Source organism: Amycolatopsis sp. NPDC049688 (genome assembly GCF_040674975.1).
Taxonomy (GTDB): domain Bacteria; phylum Actinomycetota; class Actinomycetes; order Mycobacteriales; family Pseudonocardiaceae; genus Amycolatopsis.
The window spans coordinates 565,298-591,390 of sequence record NZ_JBFANY010000001.1 but is presented as its reverse complement, the minus strand read 5'-3'; the positions used below and the strand labels follow the sequence as shown (position 1 = coordinate 591,390).

At 73.9% G+C, this 26,093-nt stretch carries 27 protein-coding genes and 1 pseudogene; 14 read left to right on the top strand and 14 right to left on the bottom strand.

Features of this window, described 5'->3' with window-relative positions; all coding sequences use genetic code 11:
- Positions 1-19 precede the first annotated feature (19 nt).
- Positions 20-1,042: an aldo/keto reductase gene (locus tag AB0J55_RS02585; protein WP_364241715.1), complete on the bottom strand. Its 1,023-nt coding sequence runs from the start codon at positions 1,040-1,042 to the stop codon at positions 20-22.
- A 116-nt stretch (positions 1,043-1,158) separates the two neighbouring features.
- On the opposite strand from AB0J55_RS02585, the gene AB0J55_RS02580 reads away from it, so the two are divergent.
- Entirely contained in the window at positions 1,159-1,728 is a 570-nt protein-coding gene (locus AB0J55_RS02580) for a TetR/AcrR family transcriptional regulator (protein WP_364241712.1), read from the top strand.
- Positions 1,729-1,847: 119 nt separating this feature from the next.
- Here the strand turns inward: AB0J55_RS02580 and AB0J55_RS02575 are convergent, their stop codons facing one another.
- Positions 1,848-2,681, bottom strand: a complete 834-nt coding sequence (locus AB0J55_RS02575; RefSeq protein WP_364241709.1) for a hypothetical protein — start codon at positions 2,679-2,681, stop codon at positions 1,848-1,850.
- A gap of 112 nt (positions 2,682-2,793) precedes the next feature.
- On the opposite strand from AB0J55_RS02575, the gene AB0J55_RS02570 reads away from it, so the two are divergent.
- The 4 genes and pseudogenes from AB0J55_RS02570 (at position 2,794) to AB0J55_RS02555 (ending at position 5,266) form a co-directional block, all read left to right on the top strand.
- Positions 2,794-3,186 (top strand): GntR family transcriptional regulator, encoded by a 393-nt coding sequence (locus tag AB0J55_RS02570; protein WP_364241706.1) that lies wholly within the window; start codon positions 2,794-2,796, stop codon positions 3,184-3,186.
- Positions 3,183-4,268 carry a DUF5808 domain-containing protein gene (locus AB0J55_RS02565; RefSeq protein WP_364241703.1) on the top strand — a complete coding sequence of 362 codons (1,086 nt, stop codon included), beginning with the start codon at positions 3,183-3,185 and terminating at the stop codon, positions 4,266-4,268. Before AB0J55_RS02570 ends, AB0J55_RS02565 begins: the two co-directional genes overlap by 4 nt.
- A gap of 13 nt (positions 4,269-4,281) precedes the next feature.
- A pseudogene (locus AB0J55_RS02560) lies at positions 4,282-4,731 on the top strand (alpha/beta hydrolase); the annotation flags it as partial.
- Between the two features lie 208 nt (positions 4,732-4,939).
- Complete coding sequence (locus AB0J55_RS02555; protein ID WP_364241700.1) at positions 4,940-5,266, top strand: hypothetical protein; 327 nt, start codon at positions 4,940-4,942, stop codon at positions 5,264-5,266.
- Positions 5,267-5,276: 10 nt separating this feature from the next.
- Here the strand turns inward: AB0J55_RS02555 and AB0J55_RS02550 are convergent, their stop codons facing one another.
- From AB0J55_RS02550 to AB0J55_RS02535, 4 genes are all read right to left on the bottom strand, one after another.
- Entirely contained in the window at positions 5,277-5,498 is a 222-nt protein-coding gene (locus AB0J55_RS02550) for a hypothetical protein (RefSeq protein ID WP_364241697.1), read from the bottom strand.
- A 72-nt stretch (positions 5,499-5,570) separates the two neighbouring features.
- Positions 5,571-6,131, bottom strand: a complete 561-nt coding sequence (locus tag AB0J55_RS02545; protein ID WP_364241694.1) for a phosphoribosyltransferase family protein — start codon at positions 6,129-6,131, stop codon at positions 5,571-5,573.
- A gap of 72 nt (positions 6,132-6,203) precedes the next feature.
- Positions 6,204-6,494, bottom strand: coding sequence for a hypothetical protein (locus AB0J55_RS02540; protein WP_364241691.1), 291 nt, complete (start codon positions 6,492-6,494; stop codon positions 6,204-6,206).
- Positions 6,491-6,637 carry a hypothetical protein gene (locus AB0J55_RS02535; RefSeq protein WP_364241688.1) on the bottom strand — a complete coding sequence of 49 codons (147 nt, stop codon included), beginning with the start codon at positions 6,635-6,637 and terminating at the stop codon, positions 6,491-6,493. Before AB0J55_RS02535 ends, AB0J55_RS02540 begins: the two co-directional genes overlap by 4 nt.
- A 164-nt stretch (positions 6,638-6,801) precedes the next feature.
- Here AB0J55_RS02535 and AB0J55_RS02530 point away from each other — a divergent pair, with 164 nt between their 5' ends.
- Complete coding sequence (locus AB0J55_RS02530) at positions 6,802-8,235, top strand: hypothetical protein (RefSeq protein WP_364241685.1); 1,434 nt, start codon at positions 6,802-6,804, stop codon at positions 8,233-8,235.
- A 44-nt stretch (positions 8,236-8,279) separates the two neighbouring features.
- On the top strand, positions 8,280-10,421 hold the full coding sequence (locus AB0J55_RS02525; protein WP_364241682.1) for a hypothetical protein: 2,142 nt from the start codon (positions 8,280-8,282) through the stop codon (positions 10,419-10,421).
- An 18-nt stretch (positions 10,422-10,439) separates the two neighbouring features.
- Here the strand turns inward: AB0J55_RS02525 and AB0J55_RS02520 are convergent, their stop codons facing one another.
- On the bottom strand, positions 10,440-11,600 hold the full coding sequence (locus tag AB0J55_RS02520; protein WP_364241679.1) for a globin domain-containing protein: 1,161 nt from the start codon (positions 11,598-11,600) through the stop codon (positions 10,440-10,442).
- Positions 11,601-11,862: 262 nt separating this feature from the next.
- On the opposite strand from AB0J55_RS02520, the gene AB0J55_RS02515 reads away from it, so the two are divergent.
- Positions 11,863-12,852, top strand: a complete 990-nt coding sequence (locus tag AB0J55_RS02515) for a helix-turn-helix domain-containing protein (protein WP_364241676.1) — start codon at positions 11,863-11,865, stop codon at positions 12,850-12,852.
- A 51-nt stretch (positions 12,853-12,903) separates the two neighbouring features.
- Here the strand turns inward: AB0J55_RS02515 and AB0J55_RS02510 are convergent, their stop codons facing one another.
- From AB0J55_RS02510 to AB0J55_RS02500, 3 genes are all read right to left on the bottom strand, one after another.
- Positions 12,904-13,632, bottom strand: a complete 729-nt coding sequence (locus AB0J55_RS02510) for a D-Ala-D-Ala carboxypeptidase family metallohydrolase (protein ID WP_364243387.1) — start codon at positions 13,630-13,632, stop codon at positions 12,904-12,906.
- 35 nt (positions 13,633-13,667) lie between these two features.
- Positions 13,668-14,987, bottom strand: coding sequence for a GH25 family lysozyme (locus AB0J55_RS02505; RefSeq protein ID WP_364241673.1), 1,320 nt, complete (start codon positions 14,985-14,987; stop codon positions 13,668-13,670).
- A 126-nt stretch (positions 14,988-15,113) separates the two neighbouring features.
- Positions 15,114-16,271: an FAD-dependent monooxygenase gene (locus AB0J55_RS02500; protein ID WP_364243385.1), complete on the bottom strand. Its 1,158-nt coding sequence runs from the start codon at positions 16,269-16,271 to the stop codon at positions 15,114-15,116.
- 276 nt (positions 16,272-16,547) lie between these two features.
- On the opposite strand from AB0J55_RS02500, the gene AB0J55_RS02495 reads away from it, so the two are divergent.
- Positions 16,548-17,777 carry a WD40 repeat domain-containing protein gene (locus AB0J55_RS02495; protein WP_364241670.1) on the top strand — a complete coding sequence of 410 codons (1,230 nt, stop codon included), beginning with the start codon at positions 16,548-16,550 and terminating at the stop codon, positions 17,775-17,777.
- Between the two features lie 12 nt (positions 17,778-17,789).
- On the opposite strand, the gene AB0J55_RS02490 is transcribed toward AB0J55_RS02495, so the two are convergent.
- The gene (locus AB0J55_RS02490; protein WP_364241668.1) at positions 17,790-18,401 is read right to left on the bottom strand and encodes a hypothetical protein; all 612 of its coding nucleotides are present in this window, start codon (positions 18,399-18,401) and stop codon (positions 17,790-17,792) included.
- Positions 18,402-18,653: 252 nt separating this feature from the next.
- Here AB0J55_RS02490 and AB0J55_RS02485 point away from each other — a divergent pair, with 252 nt between their 5' ends.
- Positions 18,654-19,103, top strand: a complete 450-nt coding sequence (locus AB0J55_RS02485) for a hypothetical protein (protein ID WP_364241665.1) — start codon at positions 18,654-18,656, stop codon at positions 19,101-19,103.
- 494 nt (positions 19,104-19,597) lie between these two features.
- Here AB0J55_RS02485 and AB0J55_RS02480 read toward each other — a convergent pair whose 3' ends face one another.
- Together AB0J55_RS02480 and AB0J55_RS02475 are read right to left on the bottom strand one after the other, a co-directional pair.
- Complete coding sequence (locus AB0J55_RS02480) at positions 19,598-20,575, bottom strand: nitroreductase family protein (RefSeq protein ID WP_364241662.1); 978 nt, start codon at positions 20,573-20,575, stop codon at positions 19,598-19,600.
- 5 nt (positions 20,576-20,580) lie between these two features.
- Complete coding sequence (locus tag AB0J55_RS02475) at positions 20,581-21,033, bottom strand: DUF6292 family protein (protein ID WP_364241659.1); 453 nt, start codon at positions 21,031-21,033, stop codon at positions 20,581-20,583.
- 385 nt (positions 21,034-21,418) lie between these two features.
- Between AB0J55_RS02475 and AB0J55_RS02470 the strand changes: the two genes are divergently transcribed.
- The 4 genes from AB0J55_RS02470 to AB0J55_RS02455 all read left to right on the top strand — a co-directional run bounded on the left by AB0J55_RS02470 (position 21,419) and on the right by AB0J55_RS02455 (position 24,473).
- Complete coding sequence (locus AB0J55_RS02470; protein ID WP_364243382.1) at positions 21,419-22,429, top strand: NAD(P)H nitroreductase; 1,011 nt, start codon at positions 21,419-21,421, stop codon at positions 22,427-22,429.
- Positions 22,430-22,443: 14 nt separating this feature from the next.
- The gene (locus tag AB0J55_RS02465; RefSeq protein ID WP_364241657.1) at positions 22,444-22,683 is read left to right on the top strand and encodes an SHOCT domain-containing protein; all 240 of its coding nucleotides are present in this window, start codon (positions 22,444-22,446) and stop codon (positions 22,681-22,683) included.
- Between the two features lie 284 nt (positions 22,684-22,967).
- Entirely contained in the window at positions 22,968-23,102 is a 135-nt protein-coding gene (locus AB0J55_RS02460; protein WP_364241655.1) for a hypothetical protein, read from the top strand.
- Between the two features lie 9 nt (positions 23,103-23,111).
- A complete protein-coding gene (locus tag AB0J55_RS02455) occupies positions 23,112-24,473 on the top strand; it encodes a wax ester/triacylglycerol synthase family O-acyltransferase (protein ID WP_364241652.1) in 1,362 nt (453 codons plus the stop codon).
- A gap of 63 nt (positions 24,474-24,536) precedes the next feature.
- Here the strand turns inward: AB0J55_RS02455 and AB0J55_RS02450 are convergent, their stop codons facing one another.
- Positions 24,537-26,057 (bottom strand): WS/DGAT domain-containing protein, encoded by a 1,521-nt coding sequence (locus tag AB0J55_RS02450; RefSeq protein WP_364241649.1) that lies wholly within the window; start codon positions 26,055-26,057, stop codon positions 24,537-24,539.
- Between the last annotated feature and the right edge of the window lie 36 nt (positions 26,058-26,093).

The following is a 26,093-nucleotide window of genomic DNA, read 5'->3' as shown; positions in this document are numbered from 1 at the left end:
CCGGTCACGCGATGTTCGCTCAGGCCGCGGCGCGCTCGGCGAGCGGACGGCGGCGCAGGCCCGGGTCGTGTACGGCCGGCGGCTGGTAGTTCTGGTCGAGCGCGCCGATGTTGGTGCCGGGCGGCACGATTTCGTCGATGCGGTCGAGGACGTCGTCGGTGAGCCGGACCTCGAGGCCGGCCAGCAGGTCGTCGAGCTGGGGCATGGTCCGCGGGCCGAGCAGCGCACTGGTGACGCCGGGGTGGGCGATGACGAAGGCCATCGCGAGGTGCGTCATCGGCAGGCCCGCTTCGGCGGCCAGCGGGACGAGCTGCTCGACGACGTCGAGCCGGCGTTCGTCGCTGAGGTGCTTGAGCAGGTGGGCCCGGCGCAGGTCGTTCCGCTCGCCCTTGCGGACGCGCCCGGTGAGCAGGCCCTGGCCGAGCGGGCCCCAGATCAGCGTGCCCATGCCGAAGCGCTGGGCCAGCGGCAGCACTTCGCGTTCGACGCCGCGGTTGAGGATCGAGTAGGCCGCCTGCTCGGCGCGGAACCGCGCCAGGCCGCGCCGTTCGGCGACCCACTGGGCCTCGACGAGGTCGGACGCCAGGCTCTGGGACGTGCCGATCGCGCGGACCTTGCCGGCGCGGAGCAGGTCGGTGAGCGCGGAAAGCGTTTCCTCGACGTCCGTCGCGGGATCGGTGCGGTGCAGCTGGTAGAGGTCGATGTGGTCGACCTGCAGGCGCCGCAGCGAGTTCTCGACGGCGGTGGTGATCCAGCGCCGGGACGCGCCTTGGTGGTGCGGGTCGTCGCCGACCTGGCGGCCGAACTTGGTGGCGAGCACGACGTCGTCGCGGCGGCCTCGCAACGCCTTGCCGACGACCTCCTCGGAGTCGCCGTAGGCGTCGGCGGTGTCGATGAAGTTGATCCCCGCGCCGAGCGCCTTGTGGATCATGCGGGCGGAGTCGTCCGGGTCGGGATTGCCGAAGGACGTCGCGAACATCATCGCGCCGAGCGCGTACGGGCTGACCTTGATCCCGGTCCGGCCGAGGGTGCGGTACTGCATGGGTTCTCTCCCGCCGAGGTGCCGGCCGGCGCGGATGCCGTACGCTGGCCGTAAGTGGAAACCTATTCCGGAACTATACGGAAAGGGTTTCCGGTTATGCAACCGAGAGGGGCGAAGTGACCCAGGAGACCCGACGGCGGCGCGCCGACGCCCAGCGCAACGTCGAGGCCCTGATCGAGGCGGCGCGGACGGTCTTCGACACCTCCGGCGTGGACGCCCCGGCCAAGGAGATCACCGACCTCGCCGGAGTCGGCGTCGGCACGCTGTACCGGCACTTCCCCCAGCGCTCGGACCTGGTCAAGGCCGTCGTGCGGACCGGGATCGACGCCGTCGCCGACGCCGGCCCGAAGCTGAGCGCCGCCCACCCGCCGGAGCGGGCGCTTTCGCTCTGGATCGACCGGTTCGTCGAACTCCTCGAGACCAAACGCGGGCTCGCCTCGGCCCTGCACTCGGGCGATCCGGCGTTCGAAGGGCTGCCCGGCTACTTCATGGAGCGGCTGGGCCCCACGCTCACCGCCCTGCTCGACGCGGCGGCCACCGACGGCGCGATCCGCGGCGACCTCGGCGCCGAAGACCTCCTGCACGCGATCGCCTCGTTGTGCCGGCCCGTACCCGGCCGCGAGCCGGCGCACGGCAGGCGCATGGTCGCCGTCCTCGTCGACGGCCTCCGCCACGGCGCCGGCTGAAGGGCGGCGACGAGGCGGACGACCGCACGGTCGTCGTGAGCCAGGCGCCGGAGACGGCTGCGCGAGCGTCGCCGGTGAACGCGCCCACGACCTGACCCGCGCCCTTCGTCCTTCCCCGGTCAGCGGACCTGCGCAGCACCGCTCACCGACACCACCGTCCGGGAGCCCAGCCGCCCCTTCCCGGGCTCCCGGGTGACCTGCCCGGCCGCCACCGCGGCCGTCAGCGCGCCGAGGGCATCCTCGGCGCGGTAGATCGTCTCGAGCAGCGTGAACCGCTGCAGCTCGGCGACCGGGCCCGGGCCCCGCCGGTCCAGTTCCGCCAGCAGCGCCCGCCGCAGCGGCAGCAGCTGCGGCGTGAGCGAGATGTCGACCAGCGTGCCCTCCGCGTCACGCGGGTCGCGGTAGCGGATGCCCGCGAACTCGTCCACCGCCCACAGCTCGTTCTTGAACGTCGCGAGGTGCCGGCTGTCGGCCGTCGCGAAGACCAGCGTCCGCGCCTGTCCCGTCCCGGCCACCAGGTCCACCGCCACCCCGCAGCCGAGGCCCGCCGCCCGCAGCCGCTCCCGGTGGTCCGTGCCCGGCTCCGCCGTGAGCAGGACCTCGTGCGCCTTGCCCCGTACCAGGGACGACGGCCATTCGCCGGACAGGTGGGCCAGCATCGGCCCCGGCACCTCGACGTCCCGGAGCCCGGCCGCGGTTCGGACCGCGAGCCCCTCCGGTGCCCCGGCCGGCGCCGGCCGGCCCACGACCACCGCCGTCAGGTGGTGGCCGGCGAGCCGGTCGGCGAACTCGCCGAAGACGCGGAAGGCGTCGGCGGCGAAGTCCCCGCACTCGACGTACGTCCCGCCGCGCTGCGACCGCAGCACCGTCGCCGTCCACGCGTCGAGGTACCGCACCAGCACGTCACGCTCGACGGAAACGTGCGGGTCAGGACGCCGGACGCGCTCGGCCACGCTTCCGGTTGTACCGCACCCGCTCTCCCGCCACCAGAACCCTTCCGGGCGCCTTGCCCGTCGCGTTGCTTTGTTCTATAACTACTACAACAGAGCAACAAGGGAGCGGCCCGTGATCATCAGCCTCGACCTGTCCGGCGACGTGCCGATCTACCAGCAGCTGCGGGACCGCGTCGTGGAGGGCATCGCGGCGGGCACGGTGCGGGAGGGCGAGTCGCTGCCGTCCACGCGGCAGCTCGCGGCGGACTTCGGGATCAACTTCCACACCGTGAACAAGGCGTACGACCTGTTGCGCCAGCAGGGTTTCGTGCGGCTGAACCGCAAGACCGGGGCCGTGATCGGCCCCACCGCCGCCGACGCGGCGTTCACGGACGGCTGGTCGGCGCGGGCGCGCACGCTGCTCGCGGAGGCCGTCGCCAAGGGTGTGCCCGCGGACGAGGTGCTGGCGGCGTGCCGTGCCCTGCTCGCGGACTTCGAGGAGCAGCAAGGGGATGAGGCATCGTGACGACGACCGGTGTGGTGGCGCACCTGGTGCTGGTGGCCCTGCTGGGGTACCTGGCGTGGCTGACGCCGGTGCTGTCCGCCCGCAGCGTGCGGTTCGGCGTGCGGGTGCCGGACGACCGGATCGAAGACCCGGTCGTCCGGCGGGAAACGGCCCGGTTCCGCACGAGTGTGCTCGCCGCCGCCGGGGTCATCGCGGTGTCCGGTGCCGGGCTGATCCTCACGGCAGGCATCGCGGTGCTGCCCGTGGCCGTGCTGGCGACGCTGGTCGTCTGGTACCTGCTCTACCTGCGGGCCAACCGGGTCATCACGGCCGCCAAGCGCGAGCAGGCCTGGTACGCCGGCGTCCGCCAGGGCATCGCGGTGGACACGTCGTTGCGCAACGACCCGCCGCGTTTCCCGTGGCCCTGGCTGCTGCTCCCGGTGCTCGTGGTGGCCGCGACGGCGGTCGTCGGCGTGCTCCGGTACCCGGGCCTGCCGGACACGCTGCCGGTGCACTTCTCCGGCGGCACCGCCGACCGGTTCGCGCCGAAGTCCGTGGGCAGCGCCTTCGGGATCGTGTTCGTCCAGGCCGTCCTGACGGTGGTCCTCTGCGTCTCCGGCGTGCTGGTGTTCCGCGGGCCGGCCGACGTCGACCCGGCGCGGCCGGCGGCGTCCGCCCGGGCGCACCGGAAGTTCGTGGCCCGGCTGGGCCGGGCGCTCATCGGGCTGGCCACCCTGATCGACCTCGGCCTGTTCGCCGCCGCCTGGGCGACCTGGGAAACCTCGCCGGACGCCGGCCTCCTGCTCCCGCTGACGATCGGGCCGGTCGCCGTCGGCGTGGCGCTGCTCGTGGCCGTCACGGCCCGGCGCCACCGCGACCGCGAGCCCGGCGAGCACACCGGCCTGTCCCACCGCGACGACGACGGCCTCTGGATCGGCGGCGTGCTCTACCGCAACCCCGACGACCCGTCGTGGTTCGTGGCCCGGCGGTTCGGCGTCGGCTGGACGGTCAACATCGGCAACCGCGTCGCCCTCGTGACCTGCCTCGCGCTGACCGCCGCGGTCGTCCTGCTCGGCCTCTTCCTGCCCTACATCATCCACTGAGCAAGGGAATCCCATGCACACCCTGCTGGCCGCGGCCCTGGTCGCCGCGACCGTCGCACCCGCCGGCGGCCTTCCGGCCACCGACCGGGAAATCACGTTCCAGTCCGGCGGCATCGCCGCCCACGGCACACTGCACGTGCCCGCGCACCGCCCCGGCGCCCGCCTCGCGGCCGCGCTGCTGCTGCCCGGCAGCGGGCCCACCGACCGCAACGGCAACCAGCTGCCCGGGTTGCGGCCGGACACCCTGGCGCTGCTGGCGGACGCGCTGGGCCGGGACGGCGTCATGACGTTCCGGTTCGACAAGTACGGCAGCGGGCCGGCGCACACCTTGCCGCCCGCCGGCGCCGGCTACGACGTGTTCATCCGCCAGGCCGTCGCCGCGTACGGAACCTTGCGCGCGCAGCCGGAGACGAACCCCTCCGCCATGCTGGTCGCCGGCCACAGCGAGGGCGGCATGAACGCGCTGCTCGCCGGCACCGCCGTGCGGCCGCGGCCGGCCGGGCTGGTCCTGATCGCCCCGCAGGACCAGCGGCTCCTCGACCTGATCGCCGCGCAGGTCGGCGCCCAGCTCGACGCCGCCCTGCCGCCGGCGGCGGCATCGGCCCAGAAGGACCTGATCGCCGCCTGGATCGCCGGTTTCCGCGCCGGACGGCCCCCCCGGCACCGACGGCATGCTGCCGTCGATCGCCGAGCTGTTCCGCACGCTCGCGGCGCAGAGTGCTTTCCTCCGCGGCGACGACGCGATCCACCCGCCGGACGTGGCCCGGAAGGTGCCGCGCGGGACGCGGGTGCTGGTGACGTGCGGGACCGCCGATCCCCACGTCCCCTGCGCCACCTTGCCACCGTTGCTGAAGGCCCTGCACGGCGAGCACCTGGCTGCTCTGGAGGGGATCGACCACCTCCTGCACCCGGCCGGCAGCCCGGTCGAAGGGCAGCCACTGGCCCCGGCCTTCCTGGCGGTGCTGCACCAGTGGGTGAGGCCCTGGTCGGCCCGGTGAAGGCGAGCGGTCAGCGGAGGTGGTTTTTCCGCCGGTGCCAGACCACGCCCGCGACGGCCACCAGCAGCACCGCGGGCAGCCCGGTGACGAGCCACCCTTCCACCGGCGCCGCGGGAACGACGTCCACGTGCGTCACGGCGGCGTGCAGCGAGTTCTGGGCCGGCGGGCCGCCGGCGCTCCCGTTCTGTTCGTGCCGGTGCGCCACGACTGCGTATTCGATGGCGGTAGGCATTCCGCAGCCCTCCTCGGATTCTCGCGAACCGCAGACCAGTGTGCCGGGGCCGCGCGGAGAACTCCAGACCCGTCAGAGTTCCCTGAGGTGCAGCAGGGACCGGACGTCCAGCTCACGCCGGACCCGGTTGCCGCGCAAGGCGTCGACCACGGTCGCGGCACCGAGCCAGGTGGCTCCGGCGTCCTCGGTCAGGAGGCGGGCGCCGTGCGCCTGCCCGCCGGTTTCGATCCAGTCGTCGACGAACAGCGCCCGGTCGCCGCCGCCGACCAGGCGCCTGCGGAAGCCGAGGCTGAGGTGGCGGTCCCGGTAGTCGGGTGGGGTGGTCCGCCGCAACCAGGCATCGCTGTCAATGCAGCCGGCCCGGTTCTTGCGGACTTCGACGAACCCGACGCCCAGGTGCAGGGCGACCAGCGGCCCGAGGAGGCAGCCACGGGACTCCGGCCCGATGACGACCGTCGGTGGCCGGTCGGCGAACAGCCCGGCCAGCGCGGGACCCAGGTTCGCGAGCAGCTCGGGACGGCGCCACCACCCCGTCACGTCGGCGTAGCGGTGCCGGTCCGGGCGGTCTCCGTGCCAGGTCAGCGCACGGCGGAGCCCGGACTTCACCTCTTCGAGCGACACGTTCGGCGACATCGGCCCATCGTCGGGCGACGCCCTCTCCCACGCAATCGGATTACGCCGCCGCGGTTTCGGAAGCGGCCGGCGTCAGGCGGCCGGACCATCCACAGTGGACACCTCCGGTGGCGCCGGCAGCGCGAGCAGAGCGGCGATCACCGACACCGTGTCCCCGCGCCGGCGCCACACCGCCTTCTCCCCCGGCCCGGTTCCCGTACGGGCCGCCGACGCTTCGAGTTCGCCGTGGATTTCGATGCGGTCGCAGAACTCCGGCCACCCGTAGGTGCCCACGATGATCGTCAGCTCGCCGTGGGCGTCGGCGATGTGCTGGAACCGGAAGCCGCGGGCGACCAGGGCGCGCAGGCCCTCCTCGGCCGTCACCCGCGGTCCCGCTCGTCCGGGGCCCGCCGGGTCTTCCCGGCCGCGGGCGGGGCGGCCGTGCTGTCCGGTGCGGCCTCCGCCCGCCGGGCGGGGCCGGGCGGGGTCCGGCCGCCGCGGGCGTTTTCGACCCAGCGCACGGTCATGCGCCGGCGGTGTCGCGACGACGGGACACAGGTCCTCCTTGGCTCGATGCGGCGGACCAGCCTTCCCGAGCGGGCCGGTCGCGCGGATTCCCGCCGGACGGGAGTTTTCGCCGGATTTTCGGCGTGATCCCACGAAAAGCCGTGATGCGCTACCGTGCTCCGTCATGGGTACCAGCGGGGCGAAACCCGGGAGCAAACCGGAGCGGGAACGGCTCCGGCACCAGCTGCTCGCCGCCGGGTCGAGCCCGGCGCGGATCGCCGCGGAAATGGCCGGCCGCTGGCAGTTCAATCCGCGGCAGGCCTGGCGGTACACCCACGGCCTGTCCCAGACGGCGGTCGCGGCCCGCTGCAACGACCTGCTCGGCGACCCGCGTGCCCCGATGACCGGCAAACGGATCAGCGAGTACGAGGCGTGGCCGCAGCGCGGCATCCGCCCCACGATCCACGTCCTCGCCCTGCTCGCCCGGGTCTACGGCACCGTGCCCCGCGCCCTGCTGGGCGAGGACGAGCTGCCGCTGCTGCCCGAGCCCGAGCGCCTCGTGCTCGACCAGCTCGCGCCGGCCGCGGAGCCCGCCGCTGCCCCGGCGCCCGGAACGCTCGACGCCGCCGCGGTCCGCGCCGCCGCCCACGCTTCGGGGGCGCACGCCGAACACGCCGAAATCACCGAGGTCGGCGCGATCACCCTCGAACAGCTGGACCACGATGTCGTCCAGCTCGCGCGCAGCTCCATCCTCGTCCAGCCCGCCGAGATCTTCGGCGAGCTCGTCCGCGTGCGCGACCGCGTCTTCCAGCTGCTGCAGCGGCGCGCCCACCCGGCCCAGCAGTCGCACCTGTACCTGCTCGCCGGCCAGACGTGCGGGCTGCTGGCCGGCGCCAGCATGGAACTGGGCTGTTACGGCGCCGCCGCCGAACAGTCGCGCGCCGCCTGGGTCTACGCGGAAATCATCGGCCACAACGGGCTCAAGGCGTGGCTGCGCGGCACGCAGGCGCTCATCGCGTTCTGGTCGGGCAACCCGCGGGAGGCGGCGCACCTGGCCAAGGCCGGCCGCGAGTACCTGCGGCACGGCACCGGCTTCGTGCGCCTGTGCAACATCGAAAGCCGCGCCTGGGCCTACCTCGGCGACGTCCGCGAGACCCACGCCGTGATCAGCATGGGCCACCGCGCCCGGGAGCAGGCCACCGAGCCCGACGAACTGCACGACCTCGTCGGCGGCGAATTCGGCTTCGACGAGGCACGGCAGTCGTTCTGCAACGCCGGCGCCTGGGTCCAGGTCGGCAAGCCGGTGCTGGCGATCGAGGCGGCCGAGCGTGCGCTCCGCCTGTACGCGACGGACGCCGAGCGCAACCGCCGCTACGGCGGCGAGGCGTCCACCCGCCTGGAGATGACCGACGGCTACCTGGCGGTCCGCGAACTCGACGCCGCCGACGCCGCGCTCGACCCGGTGATCGGCACCCCCGCCACAGCCGGCGTCGCCCACCTGAGCACCCGCCTGACCGACATCTGCACGACCCTGGACACCGCGCCCTACCGCAACTCCCGCGAAGCCCGCGAACTCGCCGAACGGATCCGCGCCCACCCGGCGCTGGCCGGTCCCTGACCGCCGGGCGTTGCAACCCGCCGCCGGAATCCGACTGTCCCGGTATGACGCGCAACGGGCTGCTCGTGGCCGCCGGGATCGCCCTGCTCGTGGCCGGGCTGGGCTGGTGGACCCTGCAGGTGACGCTGCTGGAGCCGGGCGAACGCAGCAACGCCAGCGGATACGGGCAGTTCGTGCTGGCGGCGTTCGGGGTGGTGCTGACGGTCTGGCAGGCCTTCGGCGGCAAAGTCCGGTCCGGGCGCGCCGCGGCCGACGCCGACGCCCTCACCGACACCCTCGCCGCCGTCGTCCAGCGGCAGTGGACCGCGGCCGCGACGGAACGCGGCCTGCTCCAGCCCGAACCCCTGCCGATCCGCTGGCACCTCAGCAGCCAACCGGTGGCGGCACCGCCGGCTTCGGCCACGACCCGGGGCTCCTTCCCGCCGCTGCCGGGCCTGAGCCGCACGACACCCGCCCAGCTGCGCTCGGGCACGCACCGGACGCTGCACCGCGTGTACGGCGGGCTGGCCTCCGGACGGCTGATCATCGCCGGCACCCCGGGCACCGGGAAGAGCTCGGCGGCGATCCTGCTGCTCCTGGACGCGCTGCACTACCGCAACCAGGTCGCCCCGGAGCAACGCCGTGCGGTGCCGGTCCCGTTCCTCACCACGTTGCAGGGCTGGGATCCCGAACAGACGTCGGTGCGGGAGTGGCTCACCGGCAAACTCGTCGACATCCCCGCGTTCGGCGGCCGACACCGCCGCCGGTCGGCCGCCGGGTTGCTCGACGCCGGTCGCGTCGCGGTGTTCCTGGACGGCCTGGACGAAATCCCGGAGGACGACCGGCCCCTGGTCCTGCGCGCCCTCAGCCGGCAGGCGACCTTCCGGATCGTCCTGCTGACCCGCACGTCCGAACTGGTCGTCGCGGCGAAGAGCGGAATCTTCGCCGGCGCCGTGGCCCTCGAACTCGCCCCGCTGAAGACCGCCGACGTCACCGGCTACCTGAGGCGCTGCCTGGTCGACCCGCCGCCGGCCCCCTGGGAGAAGTTCCTCGCGACGCTCGGCTCCGGCACCGATCCCGTGGCGGCGCAGGCTCTCGACAACCCGTTGTCGATCTCGCTGGTCCGCGACGTCTACCAGCGGACCACCTCGGCGGTGCCCGGTGTCGACGACCTGCTGGACCGGAACAAGTTCCCGACCTCCGAGTCGATCGCCGAGCACCTCCTGGACCAGGCGGTGGCCGCGGCGTACGAACCGCAGCCCGGCCGGGCCGGATCGAGGTATCCGGAGGTGACCGCCCGCCGGACTTTGGAGTTCCTCGCGGCCAGGCTCAGCGCCGAGAACACGCGCGACCTCGCGTGGTGGACCATCTCCCACTGGACACCGGCCCTGGTCCGCACCCTGGCCGGCGGCTTTGTCGGCGCGGTCGCGACCGCCGCCGCCGGAATGCTCGGCGTGCTCGAAATCGGCCTGATACTGGGCTGGAAACTCGCGATCAGCCCTCTCATCGTGACCACCGGCTTCGCCGTGATCGGCTTCGTCGTCGGCGCGCCGGCACACGGGCGCCTGCGCAATCAACCACATCAGCTGAATCTCTACGGCGGGGGCCATGTTCAATGGAAAGAGAATGCCACCGCCGGCCTCTCGCTCGGCGTGGGTTCCGGGGCGGCCAGCGGCCTTTACTTCACCTATTCCGCAGGTACTCTGTCAGCCGGCGTAACGGCCCTTTTGCTTCAGACTCCGCTGGCGTCCGGCGCCTTCATACTCGCTTCATCACTTTGGGACAAGATGTTGACTCAGGAACCGCCAAAAGCGATCGAGCCACGATATCTCCTCCGGCAGAGCCTGCTCACCGGAGCGGCTGTCGGGCTAGGCGTGGGGTTGGCGATAACGGCTGGTACTTTTGGACTTGCAGCAGTCGCGAACCTCGTCGAGGCCTGGGACAGTTTTCCGACCGCGTGGGAAATCGGGCTGTTGGCGCTCACGTGGAGCGTAAACCTGGGTATCGCGATCGGCGCCGTCTGCTCGAGCGGCTGCACCACCGCCCTGGCCCAGCTCTACTTCTTCGTGACCGGCAAAACCCCGCTGCGCCTGGCCCGTTTCCTCGACGACGCCCGGGAACGGCAGATCCTCCGCACCGTCGGCTCCGACTACCAGTTCCGCCACGCCACCCTCCAGGATCGGCTGGCCGGCGCCGCACCTGACTGAACCGGAGCGTGCGGGCCGTCACAGCATGCCGGGGCCGAACACCTCGTAGCGGATGCGCTCCGCGGGCAGCCCGCGGCGGATCAGCCCATCGCGGATTCCGTACATGAACGGCAGCGGGCCGCACAGATACGCGGTGGTGTCCGGGGTGAGCGGCAGGGCGTCGACGTCCATCCGGCCGGGCCGCGACTGCTCGTCGTGATCGTGCTCGTACCACCGCAGGTCCCGGACGTTCGCCAGGCCCGTTGCGGTGTGGGCGCATTCGCGGCGGAGTGCGTGGTGGGCCGGGGACCGGTCGGCGTGCGCCAGGACGACCGGGCGGGTCGGTCGGGTGCGGGCGAGGTCGTCCAGCATCGCGGCCATCGGGGTGATGCCGATGCCCGCGCTGGCCAGCAGCACCGGACCGGCGCCCGCGTCGAGCGCCGTGTCGCCCGCGGGCGGGCCCAGCAACAGCGTTCGGTCCTCCGTCACGCAGTCGTGCAGGAAGCCCGACACCGCGCCACCCGGGGCGCGGCGGACGGTGATCCGCAGCGAACCACGCCCGGGGCCCTGCGACAGTGAGTACTGCCGGGGCTGGTGACGCCCGTCGGGCAGGTCGACCGCGACCGAAACGTACTGCCCCGGCCGGAAATCCGGCACCGGTCCGCCGTCGTCGGGCACCAGCGTGAACGACACGGTGCCGACGGCCTCGTCGAGGCGCTTGGCGACCCGCCAGCGGCGCCAGACGTCGGCGGGATCGACGTCGCCGCGCTCGTAGAGCCGCGCTTCGGCCGCGATCAACCGGCAGGCGAGCAGCCAGTAGACCTCCTGCCACGCGGCGGCGATCTCGGGGGTGACCGCGTCGCCGAGGACGGTGCCCACGGCGGTGAGCAGGTGATGGCCGACGATCGGGTACTGCTCGGCCCGGATGCCCAGCGACACGTGCTTGTGGGCGATCCGCTCGGCGATCGGGTCGAACGGCGGGGCGCCGGGGTCGAGCAGGTGCCCGGCGAAGGCCACGACGGCTGCCGCGAGGGCGAGCTGCTGCCGGCCGTCGGCCTGGTTGCCCTGGTTGAACACCCGGAGCAGCTCCGGGTGCGCGGCGAACATCGACGAGTAGAACTCACCGGTGATCTCCGTCGCGTGCGCGCGGACGACGGGCAGGGTGGCGCCGACCACCGCGGCGGATGCTGGGGACAGCAAAGGGTTTTTCTCCTTCGTCGGGGAGCGGGCCGGGCGCTGTCGCCCGGGCGCTCCCCCGATCCTGCAAGGCCGGGGCGGGGCCGCCCAGGGATCTTCGGACCGCGGGCCGGGGACCTTGGTCATCTCCGGGCGGCCGCGGGCCGCCGGATGGCCGGGTGTGATCGCCCGGGTGGCGCAATCCGTCGATTTCCGCCCGACTGGCGGCGCGACGGTGTTAACTTCCGTCCGTCATCCGCGGCCCGAGCGAGGTGTTCCTGTCACCGTGACCCCGCACATGGACAAGTTCGCCGCCTACCTGCGCATGTTGAAGGACCGCAGTGGGCAGGGCTACGAACGGCTCGGCCGGCAGGCCGGGGCCAGCGGCTCCAGCCTGCACCGGTACTGCTCCGGCAAGAGCGTGCCCGCCGACTACCGCGTGGTCCATTCCTTCGCCAAGGTCTGCGGCGCGTCGGCGGACGAACTGCGCGAGCTGCACCAGCTGTGGGCCCTGGCCGACGCCGGCCGGGACGAAGAGGGACCGCCGGACGAAGCCGGGCAGGTCGACCAGGCCGAGCGGGTCGGACCCGTCGGGCACGCCGGGCCGTCGCGGCTGCGGCGCTGGTCCGTGCCGGTGGCCGTCGCGATCGTCGTCCTGCTGGCCGGCGGGCTGTTCTGGGTCACCGCCGACGGGTCCGGGTCGCCGCCCGGCCGGTACGCCGACCGGGTGCTGTTCTCCGCCGCCTGCCAGCCGCCGGTGAGCATGGGCCAGCACGACGAGTGCGTCACCGAGGTGCAGAACCTGCTGGTCGCGGCGCACGGGCGGCTGTCGGTCGACGGATCCTTCGGCCCGGAGACGCTGCGCCGGGTCACCGCGTTCCAGGTGCTGGCCGGCCTGCCCGCCCGCGGCGTGGTCGACGAGGCCACCAAGAACGCGCTGTACGACCACCGGACCAGCATGGCGGGCTGGTCGCCGTCGATGGTGGAGCAGCGGATCCGGGCCGTGTTCACCGAGGCACCGGACACCGCGGTCGCGATCGCCCGCTGCGCGTCGTTCCTCGATCCGCTGTGGGTGCTGCCGAACACGAACGGGAGCCGCAACTGGGGCGTGTTCCAGATTTCCGACGGCCGGCTGCTGGAACTGGGCGGCACGCCCCGGCAGGCGTTCGACCCGGCCTGGAACATCGACGCGGCCCACCGGCTGTGGCGCGCGCACCACGACTTCCACGACTGGCCGGCCTGTTCGGCGGCGCTGGAGAACCCGCAGTCGCACTGAGCCCGGCCGGGCGCCGGGAACCCCCAGGTCTCCCGGCGCCCGGCCGTGCGCTCAGACCGTGCCGTTCTCCCACCACCACGAGCGGCCGAGGTCGGCCCGGCTGTCCACGTGCTGGTGGTCGGTGTTGTAGGTCTCCAGGCCGGAGAACCCGCAGGTCTCGGCCTTCTGGTAGACGGTCTTGTTGGCCACGCCCGGCACGTTCAGGTCGGCCGCGGTGCCGTAGAGGTGCATGCTGTCGCTGGCGCCGCCGATTTCCGCGTTGTGCGCGATGCTGCGGAACCCGGAGTTGACCGTGATCGGCTTGTTCCCGAGTTTCTTGCGCAGGGCCTCCAGTTTGTACATGCAGCGCCGGGCGTTCTCCTTGGCGGTGGCCGCGCTGACCTTGCCGCCGTTGAAGGTGCCGCTGTCGCGGTCGGTGAATTCGCTGAAGTTGAAGTGCACGGTGGAGCCGTCGCTCTGCTCCAGCGCGTTGAGCGCGGCCTGGGTGGCCGGGCCGACCTGGCCGTCCACGCCGAGCCCGTACGCCGCCTGGAACCGGCGGACGGCCGCGGCGGTGCCGGGGCCGAACTCGCCGTCGATCGAGACGCGGCTCTGGCTGGCGTGGTCGGCCGCCCAGCCCGCGACGCGGATCTGGAGTTCGGTGACGTCGGCGCCCGTGCTGCCCTGGGTGAGCGTGCGGGACCAGGGGTAGGCCTGGGCGGTGCCGGTCAGCAGCAGCGGGCTGACCGCCGCGGCCGCGCCGAGCACCACCGCGCCGCGCAGCACCGTGCGGCGGCTCATGGAGGGGGTCATTCTCGTCCTTTCCTTGCGGGGGTTCACCGGTTGGCGAGCTGGTCGAGATCGGCCTGGGTGCCGTTGAAGACGTCGCCGGTGGCCGGCGCGGGGATGCCGTCGGGGATGGCCGCGTCGGTGTACTGCCACATCAGCCAGGTCCGCGACCCGGCGGGCAGGGCCGGCTGCGTGACGGACTGCCGGTAGTCGGCGAGCTGCATCGGATAGCCGGACAGCGCGGTGGTGCCGCCGAGGCAGGCGTCCAGGAACGACTTCTGCGTGTAGATGATCGGGGTCCGGCCGAACGCCGCCTGCACCTTGTCCAGCCACGCCTTGGCGTCGGCCACGGTGACGTACGGCGGGCAGCCGCCGGAGCCGTCGTCCTTCCACTCCAGGTCGAACACGGGCGGCAGGTCACCGGCGCGTTTCCCGGTGTACCCGGTGGCCTTCACCGCGGCGATGAACCGATCGGCCTGCGCACCACCGGTGTTCGCCGCCGTGCCCGTGTAGAAGTGGTACGGCCCCACGGCGAGGCCGGCGTTGCGGGCGGCGGGCAGGTCGGTGGCGAGGTACTCGTCGGTGACGTTGAGGCCGCGGGTCGCTTTGACGGTCGCGAACTCGACGCCGGACGCCTTCACCGCACCCCAGTTGATCGCCGCGCCCCCGGGGTGCTGGTACTTGGCCGTGTCGACGCCGTCGATCGGGTGCCCGGCGGGCTTCGGCGGCGTGCAGTAGGTGTTGCGGCTGGACCAGTCGGTGACCTTCGCCCAGGTGGTGGGCCCGGCGACGCCGTCGGCACTGGCGTTGACGCAGTGCTGGAACTCGATCACGCGGTTCCGGGTGCCCGCCCCGAACTGGCCGTCGATCGTCAGCGGCGGGTAGTGGCCCGGCTCCATGGCGAGGTTCAGCCGGCACTGGAGTTCCTCGACGTCCGCGCCGGTGGAGCCGCTCTGCAGGGTCGGGCGGGCGGTGGAGTGGCCGCACACGACGCTCTGCGCGGTGCCCGCCGTGCCCTGGGTGGCGCACTTGCGCGGCCGCGCGGCCCACGAGTTGAGGGCGGCCCAGGTGTTCGGCCCGATCTGCCCGTCCACGCTCAGCGCGGCGCACTTCTGGAACACGCGCACGCGGGCGTCGGTCGCCGGGCCGAAGGAGCCGTCGGCCCCGATGGGCGGGTACCGGCTCGCCTTGGTCGCCAGGTTCAGTTCACATTGCGCTTCGGTGACCGGAGCCCCGGACGCGCCTTGTTTCAGGGTGGGCTGGGCACTGGTGTGCCCGCACACCGCAACGGGTTCGGCCGCGACCGCGGTCGCTGCGGCGGCGGGGACCACCAGCAGCACCGCGACGGCCAGAGCGAGTCTCTGCATGCGGTGAAGGCTGGCAGCGGCGGCCCCGCCGGTCGCCGGTCAGCGCGGCATTCGGGACGCCGGGACGATCCCACCCGTCCGGACCAGCGGAAACGCCAGGCGGGTGGGATGTTCCCGGGACGCGGGCTAGCCCTTGACCGAGGCTCCGGAGTCCGGCACCCCGGCGTAGTCGGGCAGCTCGACACCGTTGAGCGCGCGCTCGACCAGCTCGGGGAGTCCCTCGGTGTCCAGCTCGGCGCCGTCGCGGCTGAGCGCGTGCAACCGGCCGATCTCCTGGTTGGCTTCGACGAACGGGCGCATCGCCCTCTCGTAGGCGGCGAACCCGGCCTCCGGGTCCCACCCGGCCGCGGCCAGCTCTCCGGCCAGCAGGTAGGCGCCGACCAGGGCCAGCCCGGTGCCCTGCCCGGACAGCGGTGACGAGCTGAACGCCGCGTCGCCGTGCAGCGCCACCCGGCCGCTCGACCAGCGGTCCATGACCACCTGGGCGACCTGGTCGAGGTAGAAGTCCGGGGTGTCGTCCAGGTGCGCGAGCAGCTGCGGCGTCAGCCAGCCCAGGCCGGCGACCCGCTCGCGCAGGAGGCGCTTCTGCGCTTCGACGTCGCGATGGTCGACGTCGAAATCGGGCGCGGTGAAGGAGAACATGGCCATCGCCCGGGTGGCGTCCTGGATCGGCCGCAGCATGGCTGAGCGCCCGGGCTCCTGGTACTCGAGCAGCCAGCGGTCGAGCCCGAACTCGTTGGGCACGCTGTAGAAGGCCATCACGTGCCCGAGGTGGCGGACGAACCGCTCACGCGGCCCGAAGACCATCGCCCGCAGCGCCGAGTGCAGCCCGTCCGCGCCGACCACGAGGTCGAAGCGCCGCCGGCCGCCACCCGCGAAGGTCACGTCGACGCCGTCGGCGTCCTGGACCAGCTCGGCGATCCGGTCGCCGAAGACGTACTCGACGCCGTCGCGGGTGTCCTCGTAAAGCACCCGGGACAGGTCGCCGCGCAGGATTTCGATCTCCGAGATGTACCCGTCGCCGCCGTCGTCCTCCGCGCGGAAGGTCTCCAGGACGGTGCCGTCGGCGGCCACGGTGTGCGCGCCGGCCGTTTCGGTGCGGGCCGCGCGCACGGCCGCGTCCAGCCCCATCCGCCGGATGACCTCCCGGGTCACCCCGCGCGCGTCGACCGCCTGGCCGCCGGGCCGCAGCCCGGGCGCCCGCTCGACGACGGTCACCTCGGCCCCCCGCCGACGCAGCCAGTGCGCCAGCGCTGGCCCCGCGATGCTCGCCCCCGTCACCAGAACCCTGACACCGTTCACTGCGCCCCCCTGCTCCCGGGATCTTTGCCCGGAGATTACCGCGGCCCGCCGGGCCTGCCGGACCACCGACCACACCGCCCGGCCCAGCCCGGCGATCTCCGTCAGGACGGGCCGTACCAGCAGGACCACCGTCATCCACTCGACCATGCCCATCGCCGCCTCCTCGGGTCGTCCTCCCGATCCTGCGCGGCACCGCGGCCGGGTTGACGCCGGCGGACGAACGTTGACGGGTGCCGACCGGTTCGTACGCTGAGGGCCGTGGGCGTACTGAGACGGGCGGTGACCCCGCCGGGGCCGATCACCGACCTGTTCGACCGCTTGCACGAGCTCCACCTGCGGGCCGGGGAACCCGGCCTGCGGCAGATCGCCGCCGACATCGGCATCGGCGTCGTCAGCCACGCCACCGTGCACACCGCGTTCACCGGCCCGCGGGTCCCGAAATGGGGCTACCTCGAGCTGATCGTCGAGACGCTGGGCGGGGACACGGCCGTGTTCCACCGGCTGTGGCTCGCGGCGCGGCAGGCCGAACGCACCGGCGGCCCGGCCCCGGCCGCCCCGGCGCCGGTGCCGGAGACGGCTGCCTGGTCCTGCACGAACGTCCTGGCCGGGCACGGCTGCGAGGTGACCGGGGTGGCGTTCAGCCCGAACGGGCGGCTGCTCGCGACGGCGAGCGCGGACATGTCCGTTCGGCTGTGGAACACCCACGACGGAACGCCGCACGGGCAACCGTTGACCGGCCACCGCGGTCCCGTCTGGGGCGTGGCCTTCAGCCCGGGCGGGCGCGTCCTGGCCACCGCGAGCGTGGACACCACCGTGCGCCTGTGGGACCCGGCCACGGTCACCGCCCTGCCGGGGCCGCCCCTGGAGCACGACGGCTACGCGGTCGCCGTGGCGTTCAGCCTCCACGGCCGCACGCTCGCCACCGGCGGCGGCGACACCCTGGTGCGGGTGTGGGACCTCGACGGCGAGCCGTCCCTGCGCTCGGTCCTGGCCGGCCACACCGGCGCCATCAACGACCTGGCGGTCAGCCCCCGCGGCTGGATCGCCTCCGCGGGCACCGACGGCGACGTGCGCCTGTGGCACGTGGGCGACGGGGAAACCGTGGGCCGGTGCCTCGCCGGGTACTCCTCGTCGATGGCGTGCCTGGCGTTCGGCCCGGACGGGCGCACGCTGGCCGCCGGAGCCGACGACGGGACGGTCCGCCTGTGGACCACGGCCACCGGGACGTCCGTACGGGAGCCGTGGACGGCCCACGAGAGCCCGGTCTGGGGCCTCGCGTTCCACGGACCGGACACGCTGATCACGGCGGCCCGCGACCACACCGCCCGCCTGTGGGACTGGGCGTCCGGTGTCCCGGCGGGACCACCGCTGACCGGTCACGAGGACGCGGTGACGCAGGTGGCGGTGAACCAGGCGGGCACGATGCTGGCGACGTCGAGCGACGACGGAACCGCCCGCCTCTGGCGGCCCGCACCGGCTCTCGCCTGAGCGCACCCCCGATCAGGGCCGCTGGTCGTCGCGGCGGGTGGTGCCGGTTCCGAGGGCGGCCCATTCCCGCTGCCACGCGGTGAACCGGCGGCGGTTCAGCAGGTGGACCGCACCTCGGTAGGCGAGGACGAACAGGGAAACCGCCGCCGCCCAGAGGGTCGCCGCCCCCAGGGGTGCACCGATGATCGCCGCCGCCATGGTCAGCGGGCGCTCCGCCGGGGCGCCCGTTTCGTCCACCCAGATCTCGACCTCGTGGCCCGCGACCGTGCCTGCCGCCGCTTCCACTTCACCCACTCGCTGCTGTCCGTCTCGGGTCCACCAGGTCGCCCGCGTCGGAACGGAGCCGAACGGCGTTTCGCCACGACCGGCCGTGGCCGGCAAGGGGCCGTCGGCCAGCAGAACCGCCGTCACCGGGTAGCGCGTCGCCGTCTGTTCGCGGGACTTGGCGGACTCGACCGAGTACTCGCCGATGCCGAACAGCACCGCGCCCACCGCCGCGGCCAGCGCCAGCAGGACGACCAGGATCAGCAGCCGGGCCTGCAGCCGGTCCGACGAGCGGACCAGCGGGCCGTGGCCGGGCAGGAGCGTGTGCCGCAGGCGGGTCAGCTGCATCCTGGTGTCCATCGGTCCGGTCCTCCGGGTCGCTCGGGAAACTGCGCCCAGCATCGCCGGAGTGCGAGTTCACCGCGCAGGGGCGACGGTCCCCGGCCAGTGGGCCCTGCGGCCGTTTCCGGCGCGGGGGTTCCGGTGACTTTGGGCCCTGGCCACGACGGCCGGGATCCCCGACGCTGGACTCCCGGCCGTCGGGTGAGGAGCCTCTGATGCCCCGGTCTGCCCGCAGCGGTGCCGCACCGCTTTCCCGGAAGGAGAAGGGCTGTGACGGTCCGGCCGTGGCACGGTGGCGAACTGCGCTGGAACGCCGAAACCGAGGACTGGACGGTCATCGCGCCCGGGCGCGGAAACCGGCCGCACCGGGTCGGCCGGGCCGGCTGCCCGTTCTGCCCGGGCACCACCCAGGACACCCCGCCGGAGACGTGGCGGCTGCCGGGCGACGGCGCCGGCTGGCGCGTCCGCGCGGTCCCCAACCGCTATGCGCTGTCCGACAAGCACGAGATCGTCATCGAGTCGCCCCGCCACGACTGGGACCTGGCGACCGGCACCGTGCCCGAGGTCGCCGACGTCCTCGGCGCCTGGCAGCACCGCCACCGCGCGCTCCGGCCGTCGGCCGCCCAGGTCGTCGTGTTCCGCAACCACGGGCTCGCGGCGGGGCGCACCACCGCGACCACGGACGGCGGCTCGCCGACGAACAGCTCGAAGGTGCGCTGAACGACGGAAAGCGGATCGTCTTCGCCGACGACCACGTGGTCGCCTGCACGCCGTTCGCACCGGTCGCCGCGTACGAGATCAGGATCGTCCCCCACCGCGCCCACGCGGACTTCGCCGCCGCCACGGCCGAGGAGATCCGCGCGACGGCCGGTTGCCTGCGGGCCGTCCTGGCCGCGCTCCGCGCCGAGCTGGGCGATCCCGCCTACAACATCGTCGTGCGGACAGCGGCTACGAGACCGCGCCCTTCCTGGCCTGGTCGTTGCAGGTGATCCCCCGCCTGGAGACCCCGGCCGGGCTGGAGCTCGCGACCGGTGTCCCGGTGACGACCGTGACGCCGGAGCACGCTGCCGCCCGCTTGCGCACCGCCGTGGCGGTGTGACGCCGTCAGCGTGGTCGCCGCAGCGCGGGCCGAACGACGGCGAGCACCTGGGCCAGCAGGCCGATCACCGAGCCGGCCAAGCCGGGACAGTGTCCTTGGTCCACCGCGGCGGGCCCTAAGGTCCGCCGCGCAGCACCTCGTCCACCGCCCGGCGCGGGCTCGGCGGATCCGCTTCCGCGGCGTAGCCGATGCGCAGGAGGGCTTGGGGGAAGCCGGTGAGGCCGAGGTCTTCGCACAGCGCCGAGCGCACCGGCGCCAGGTGCAGCGGCTGTGTCAGGACCGCGGCCGCCAGGCCGAGGTCGACCGCGGCGAGCCAGGCGCGTTCCATCGCGTAGCCGGCCCGGACGTGGTCGAGGCGCGAATCGTCCACGGTCACGAAGAGCAGGAGCGTCTCGCCAGCCAGGCGGCGTTCGAGTTCGGGGGTTTCCGGGATGTCGGTCGCGCGGCGGACCAGGCCGGCCCAGGGCACCGAACCGGCCGGGATCCGGCTCGCGGGCAGGCCGACGCCGTGCCGGTGCGCCTGCTCGTCCCGGATCGTCCACAGCGACAGCTCGCGCTGGTAGGCGCCGTCCTGCCGGAAGGCCTCCGCGGCGAAGTGCAGCAGCCGGGCGACGACGGCGACCTCGGGGACGGGACGGGCTTCGACGCCCGGCGCCCCGCCCGCGGCGACGATCCGCCGCACCACGGCGGCGGGCACGGCCACGCCTTCGAACGGCGCGCGGTGGCTGGCACGGCGGGCGATCGCCCCGTAGCAGCGGAGTTCCTCGATCGACGGCGCGGCCGGTTCGCCGACGGCCACCCGGGCCACCACGTCCGGCCGCTCGTCCTCCGGCAGGAACGCCACCACGCAGGACCGCCCGAGCGTGCGGACCGCCAGCTCGAGGTTCGCCACCGCCGCGCCGCAGGAGGCGGCGCGGTCCCGGCCGTGCGGGTCGTGGTGCGGGAGGGCCGGATCCGGGCGTTCGCGCACCAGCAGCTCTCCCGGGGCGGCTTCCAGCAGCCAGGGCTGCGTGTTGTGCACCGAGGGCGCCCGCATCATCGCCCGGACCAGGACTTCGGTCTCGGCGGGCGTCCAGGTATCCACAGTGGACACGGGGATCACCCGGCCCGGGACAGGTACCGGCCCCACGGGGGACGGCGGTGGTGGCGCAGGCGGTCCAGCAGCGCACCGCGGTCGCCGCGCAGGTCCGGCGGGACGGGTTCGCCGGCCGCCCCGCCCGCGGACCGGATCGCCGCCACGAACCCGCGCACGCGCGAGGGCCCGGGCACGAGCTCGCCGCCGAGGTAGGCAAGGACCAGCAGGTCCTCGCCCGAATGCGTTTCCATGGCGAACGCCCAGCCGTGGCGCTCGTCCCACACCAGCGCCATGTCCCGGCCGGGGTGACGGCGCAGCCGGACGTCGAGGGCGATGTACCCCGACGCGGGTGCGCCGAGGTCCACGGTGCAGGACTCCTCCCCCACGCCGACCGCGGCGCTCACCGCGGCCAGGTAGCCGGTCAGGCCGCTGCGCAGGCCGTGGTCACGGTCGATACCGGTGAGCAGGGGAATCACCTTCCATCGTTACGGGTCCGGCCACTGCGGACCGGGTTCTCGTCGGGACCCGACGGTACGTTCCCGGCGGCGCCCCCGGATGGCGTCCTTCGGCCCCGGCGGCAGGGACTTTCGTCATCCGGATGCCCGGCGACCGGCGGCTCTCGGCCTTGGTCCGCCGAGGCATGCCGCTGTCCGCGACGATCCGGGCGCCGGCCCGGCAGCCGGCCGCCTTCCCCACGCGGGCCGGGCGCGGGCCGGCCGAATCGCTCGCCCGGGCCGTGGCCTGCCTGCTGCCCGAGCACCGAAAGTCCTCCGACCGAAGGCACTCCGGCCCTCCCGGCCGCGGCCACCGCGGTGCGAAGGTCGGACCGCAAGCCTCCCCCGACGACGAGGAAAGCCGATGATGGACCGAGCATTCCCGGACGACTTCACCGTGAAGACCGCGGTGGCCATGGCGGTCCGCGCGCCATCGGTGCACAACTCCCAGCCGTGGTTCTGGCGGCTCGGGCAGGGCTCGCTGCACCTCTACGCCGACCCGGACCGGCGGTTGCCCGAGACCGACCCGGACGGCCGCGACCTGATCCTCAGCTGTGGCGCCGCGCTCCACCACGTCCGGGTCGGCTTCGCCGCGCTCGGCTGGGCCGCCGAGGTGCACCGGCTGCCGAATCCCGCCGAACCCGGCCACCTCGCCGCGATCACGCTGCACCCGCACGACCCGTCCCAGGACGAGATCGCGATGGCCGCCGCCATCCCGCGTCGCCGGACCGACCGGCGCCGCCACAGTTCGTGGGCCGTCCCGCTCGGGCACGTCGAGGCGATGTCCCGGGCGGCCGCGCTGGAAGGCACCGTGCTGCAGGCCGCCGAGAACTCGGCACGCTACTACCTGGCGACGGCGATCGAAGAGGCCGCGGACCGGCACGCCGCCGACCCGGCCTACCGCACCGAGCTGTCGGCGTGGAGCGGCCGCCACCTGTCGCCCGACGGGGTCCCGGCCCGCAACACCCCGGCCCCGGACGACACCCCGGGTGCGCTCCGGACCCGGCCCTTCGCCGACCCGCTCCTGGCCCAGCCGCCCGGGACGAAGGCCGAGGACGACGAAACCGTCCTGCTGGTGCTGAGCACCGCGTCCGACGACCGGATGTCGCGGCTGCGGGCGGGCGAAGCCACGAGCGCCGTGCTGCTGACGGCGAACGCCTTCGGCCTGTCGTCGTGCCCGCTGACCGAGCCGCTGGAGCTGCCCGACGTCCGCGACACCGTCACCGAGCGGGTCACCGGTGGGTCGTTCCCCCAGATGGTGCTGCGGATCGGCTGGGCCCCCGCCAACGCCGAACCGCTGCCCGCGACCCCGCGCCGGGACCTCGCCGACGTCCTGCAGCCGCTCGGGACGCCCCCCAAGCACTTCCAAGCCCGCTAGCGAAGGAGCCGGTCATGCCGTACTGGAACCACCACTGGGCCATGGGCTGGGCCGGCGGCGCCGGCATGCTGGTGCTGACGGCACTGGTCCTGGCCGGGCTGGCCGCCCTCGCCGTCGTCCTCGCCCGGCGGGGACCGCAGCCGGCGTCGCCGGACGACACCGCCCAGCGGATCCTCGACGAGCGGTTCGCCCGCGGCGAGCTCGACCGGGAGGAGTACGAACGCCGTCGTGACGCCCTGACGAGAACGAGATGACCACGCGCGGGCGGGTGCTGCTCGCCGTGGCGGCGTGCGGACTGGCGGTCGCCGGGTGCGGGACCGATCAGGGCTCGCCGTGCCGGTGAGCACGCCGCGGCCGGCCTCGGTGCTCCCCGCGCCGGTCACCACCCCGCCTTCCGCTTCGGGGCCAACGGCACCGCCTGCCACGACGGCGCCGGCTGGCGCACCGAGGCGCGCGATGCGGACCCGAGGAGCCGCGAAGCGCTCTACCTCGTGCGCGCCGGGCGGCACGCCTGCTTCGACCGCGTGGTCTGCGGGCCGTGCGCTTCGCCGGCTCGTCCGAGGGGCTCGGCACGTTCGCCGCCGGCGTCCGCGCGAAGCTGCCGTTCCGCGTGTTCACCCAGCTCGGGCCGCAGGACCGGGTCCGGCGGGTGGTCGTGGACATCGCCCACTGAGAGGACGTCATGGACCGGCTCAGCCCGCTCGACGCGGCCTTCCTCGAGATCGAGGACGAGGACCCCGGCTCGTCCCTGGCCATCGCGTCGATCGCGATCGCCGAAGGGCCGGTACCGGACCAGGGCGAGTTCACCGCCGCCGTGCTCGAGCGGCTCGCCGGGATCCCGCGGTACCGGCAGAAAGTGCGCACGGTGCCGTTCGACCTCGGCCCGCCGGCATGGGTCGACGACCCCGCGTTCGATCCGGGCGCGCACTTCGGGCGGGTCGCCCTCCCGGCCCCGCACGACGACAACGCGCTCTGCGAGCTGGTCGCTCTGCTGATGGGCGAACGGCTCGAACGCGACCGGCCGCTGTGGGAGTTCTGGGTGATCGAGGGCCTGCCGGACGGGCGCTGGGCGATCCTGACGAAGGTGCACCACGCTTTGGCCGACGGGCTGGCGGCGACCCGGCTGCAAACCGTCCTCTTCGGCGACGCCCCGGCCGACCCGCACCCCGGCGCGGAGGCGGCCGACCCGGGTTCGGCCAAGCTGCTGCTGGACGCGGCCGGCTCGCTCCTGCGCACGCCGTGGACCCAGACGCGGCTGCTCGCCCGCGAGCTGCTGCACCCGAACCGGCTGGCCCGCCGCGTCAGCGACGCCGCCCGCGGTCTCGCGGCGATGACGTCTGCGCTGCTGCCCGTGTCCCCGACTCCGCTCACCGGACCACTCGGGCGCGACCGGCGCTACTCGACCGCCTCGGTGCCGCTGGCCGACGTCCGGGCCATCGCGCGGACCTTCGACGTCACGGTGAACGACGTCCTGCTCGCCGCCGTCACCGGCGGATTCCGGGAACTGCTGCTGCAGCGCGGCGAGACGCCCGCCGCCGACAGCGTGCGGTCGCTGGTGCCGGTGTCCGTGCGGACCGGCACCGCGCTGGACAACGAGGTCTCGCTCCTGCTGCCGCTGCTGCCGGTCGACCTGGCCGACCCGGCGCAGCGGCTGGTGCGCGTGCACCGGAGGCTGGGCACGCTGAAAGCCGCCAAGGAAGCCGACGCCGGCGCCCTGCTCACCGCGACCGCGGCGCACGAGCCCTTCGCCCCGGTCGCCTGGGCGATCCGGGCGGCCGCGCACCTGCCGCAGCGCAACATCGTCACGGTGACGACGAACGTGCGCGGCCCCGCCGAACCGCTGTCCGCGCTCGGCCGCCGGATCGTGCGGATTCACCCGTACGTGCCCATCGCGCTCCGGGTGCGGATCGGCGTGGCGATGCTCAGCTACGCCGGCGAGGTGACGTTCGGGATCACCGCCGACGCGGACACGGTTCCGGACACGGACGTGCTCGCGAAGGCGATCGAGCGGGAGTTCCCGGCGCTGCTGGCCGCGGCCCGCTGAGTCCAGCAGTCACCTCGTGCGCCACCTTGCCCGGGCCACCCGACGCTCTACCGCTGCGGCGGCTCAGGCCGGCTGAGCCGCCGCGGCGAACTCCTCGGCCAGCGCGTCGACCAGGGCCTCCGGGTCCGGGATCAGCTCGCGGTCGGTGCCGAAGCCGAACCGCACCTCGCCGGCGTAGCTGAAGATGCAGATGGTGATCGCCTGGCGGCCGCTGCAGGGTGCCCAGCCGACGATCCCGGCCACTTCCGCGCCCGCCAAGGTCATGCGCGTCCGCGGGCCGGGGACGTTCGTCAGCACCCCGACCGCCTTGCCGGCGAAGAACCGGCTCACCGGGCGGCCCAGGACCGCCGGGCTCTGCGCGATCGCGTACTGCATCCCGAACGTCAGCGCGGGCTCGAAGGAGTCGCGGATCCGGGCGACCCGCGCGTGCACCTCGGCGAGGCGCTCGGCGAACGTCCGGCGGCCGAGCGGCAGCCGGGCCAGCACCAGGGAGAAGTGGTTGCCGAGCGTGGCCGGGAGGTCCTCGTCGAAGGACGACAGGCTCACCGGGATCAGCCAGCCCAGGTCCGACGGCCCGGGCCGGGCGGTGCCGTGCGCGGTGAAGTACCGGTCGAGGGCGCCCGCGACGAGCGCGGTGCAGACGTCGTTGATCGTCGTCCCGGTGTCGTGGCCGATCCGGCCGAGTGTGACCAGCGGGACCGGGTCGCCCCACGCCGCGGTCTTTTCGACGCCCGGTTCGCCGTCCCACAGGCCGGTGGCCGTGGACGGGCCGAGCAGGTCACCGGTCCCGGTCGCGCTGTGCCAGAGCGTCGTCGCCGCGCTCGCGACCGTGTCGACCGCCCGCCGGGGGCCGCCGTCGAGGGCCGAGGACAGGAAGCCGGCGACCGCGCCCGTGGTCCCCACGGCCGCGGTCGCGCCGAGCACCGGCAGGGCGACCGCGGTCTCCAGCACTGGGTGCACGCGGGCGGCCCGCTGCTGGAGCTTCGCGCCGGTGTCGCCCAGGACCCGCAGCGCGGTGGCCCCGAGCCGCGCCACGGGCTGGGCCACGGGTTCGCGGTGGGGTCCGGCTCCGCCGACCTTCGCGTGCGGAGCCGTTTCGTTCCCGGCCGGGTCCAGGAGGCTGAACAGGACCTGCGTCAACCGGATGCCGTCGGCCATCGCGTGGTGCGTCCGGCAGACCAGCGCGCTGCCGCCGCGGTAGCCCTGCAGCAGGTCGATGGTCCACAGTGGACGTCGTGGGTCGAGGGGCTCGCTGCGCCGCGCCGCGACGAACGCCTGCAGGGCCGCCTGGTCGGCGGGCGCCGGAAGGTCCTGCACGAAGAGGTGCTCGGCGAGGTCGAAGCCGGGATCCGTTTCCCAGGAAAGGGTTCGGCCGTGGCGGACGGCTCGCTGGAAGTACACCGGGTAGCGCGCGAGCAGGCGGTCGGACACCAGCGACCGCAGCCGCGCGGGGTCCACCGGTGTCCGCGTCCAGAGCACCGAGGTGACGACCATCAGGTTCTCGGGCCGGTCCAGGTGCAGCCACAGGCTGTCCTGCGCCGGCATCCGGCGGTGCGGTCCGACGGTTTTCCGTGTGTTCGGCACCGTTCCACCGTGCCGCGGCGCCGGCTCCGGGGAAAG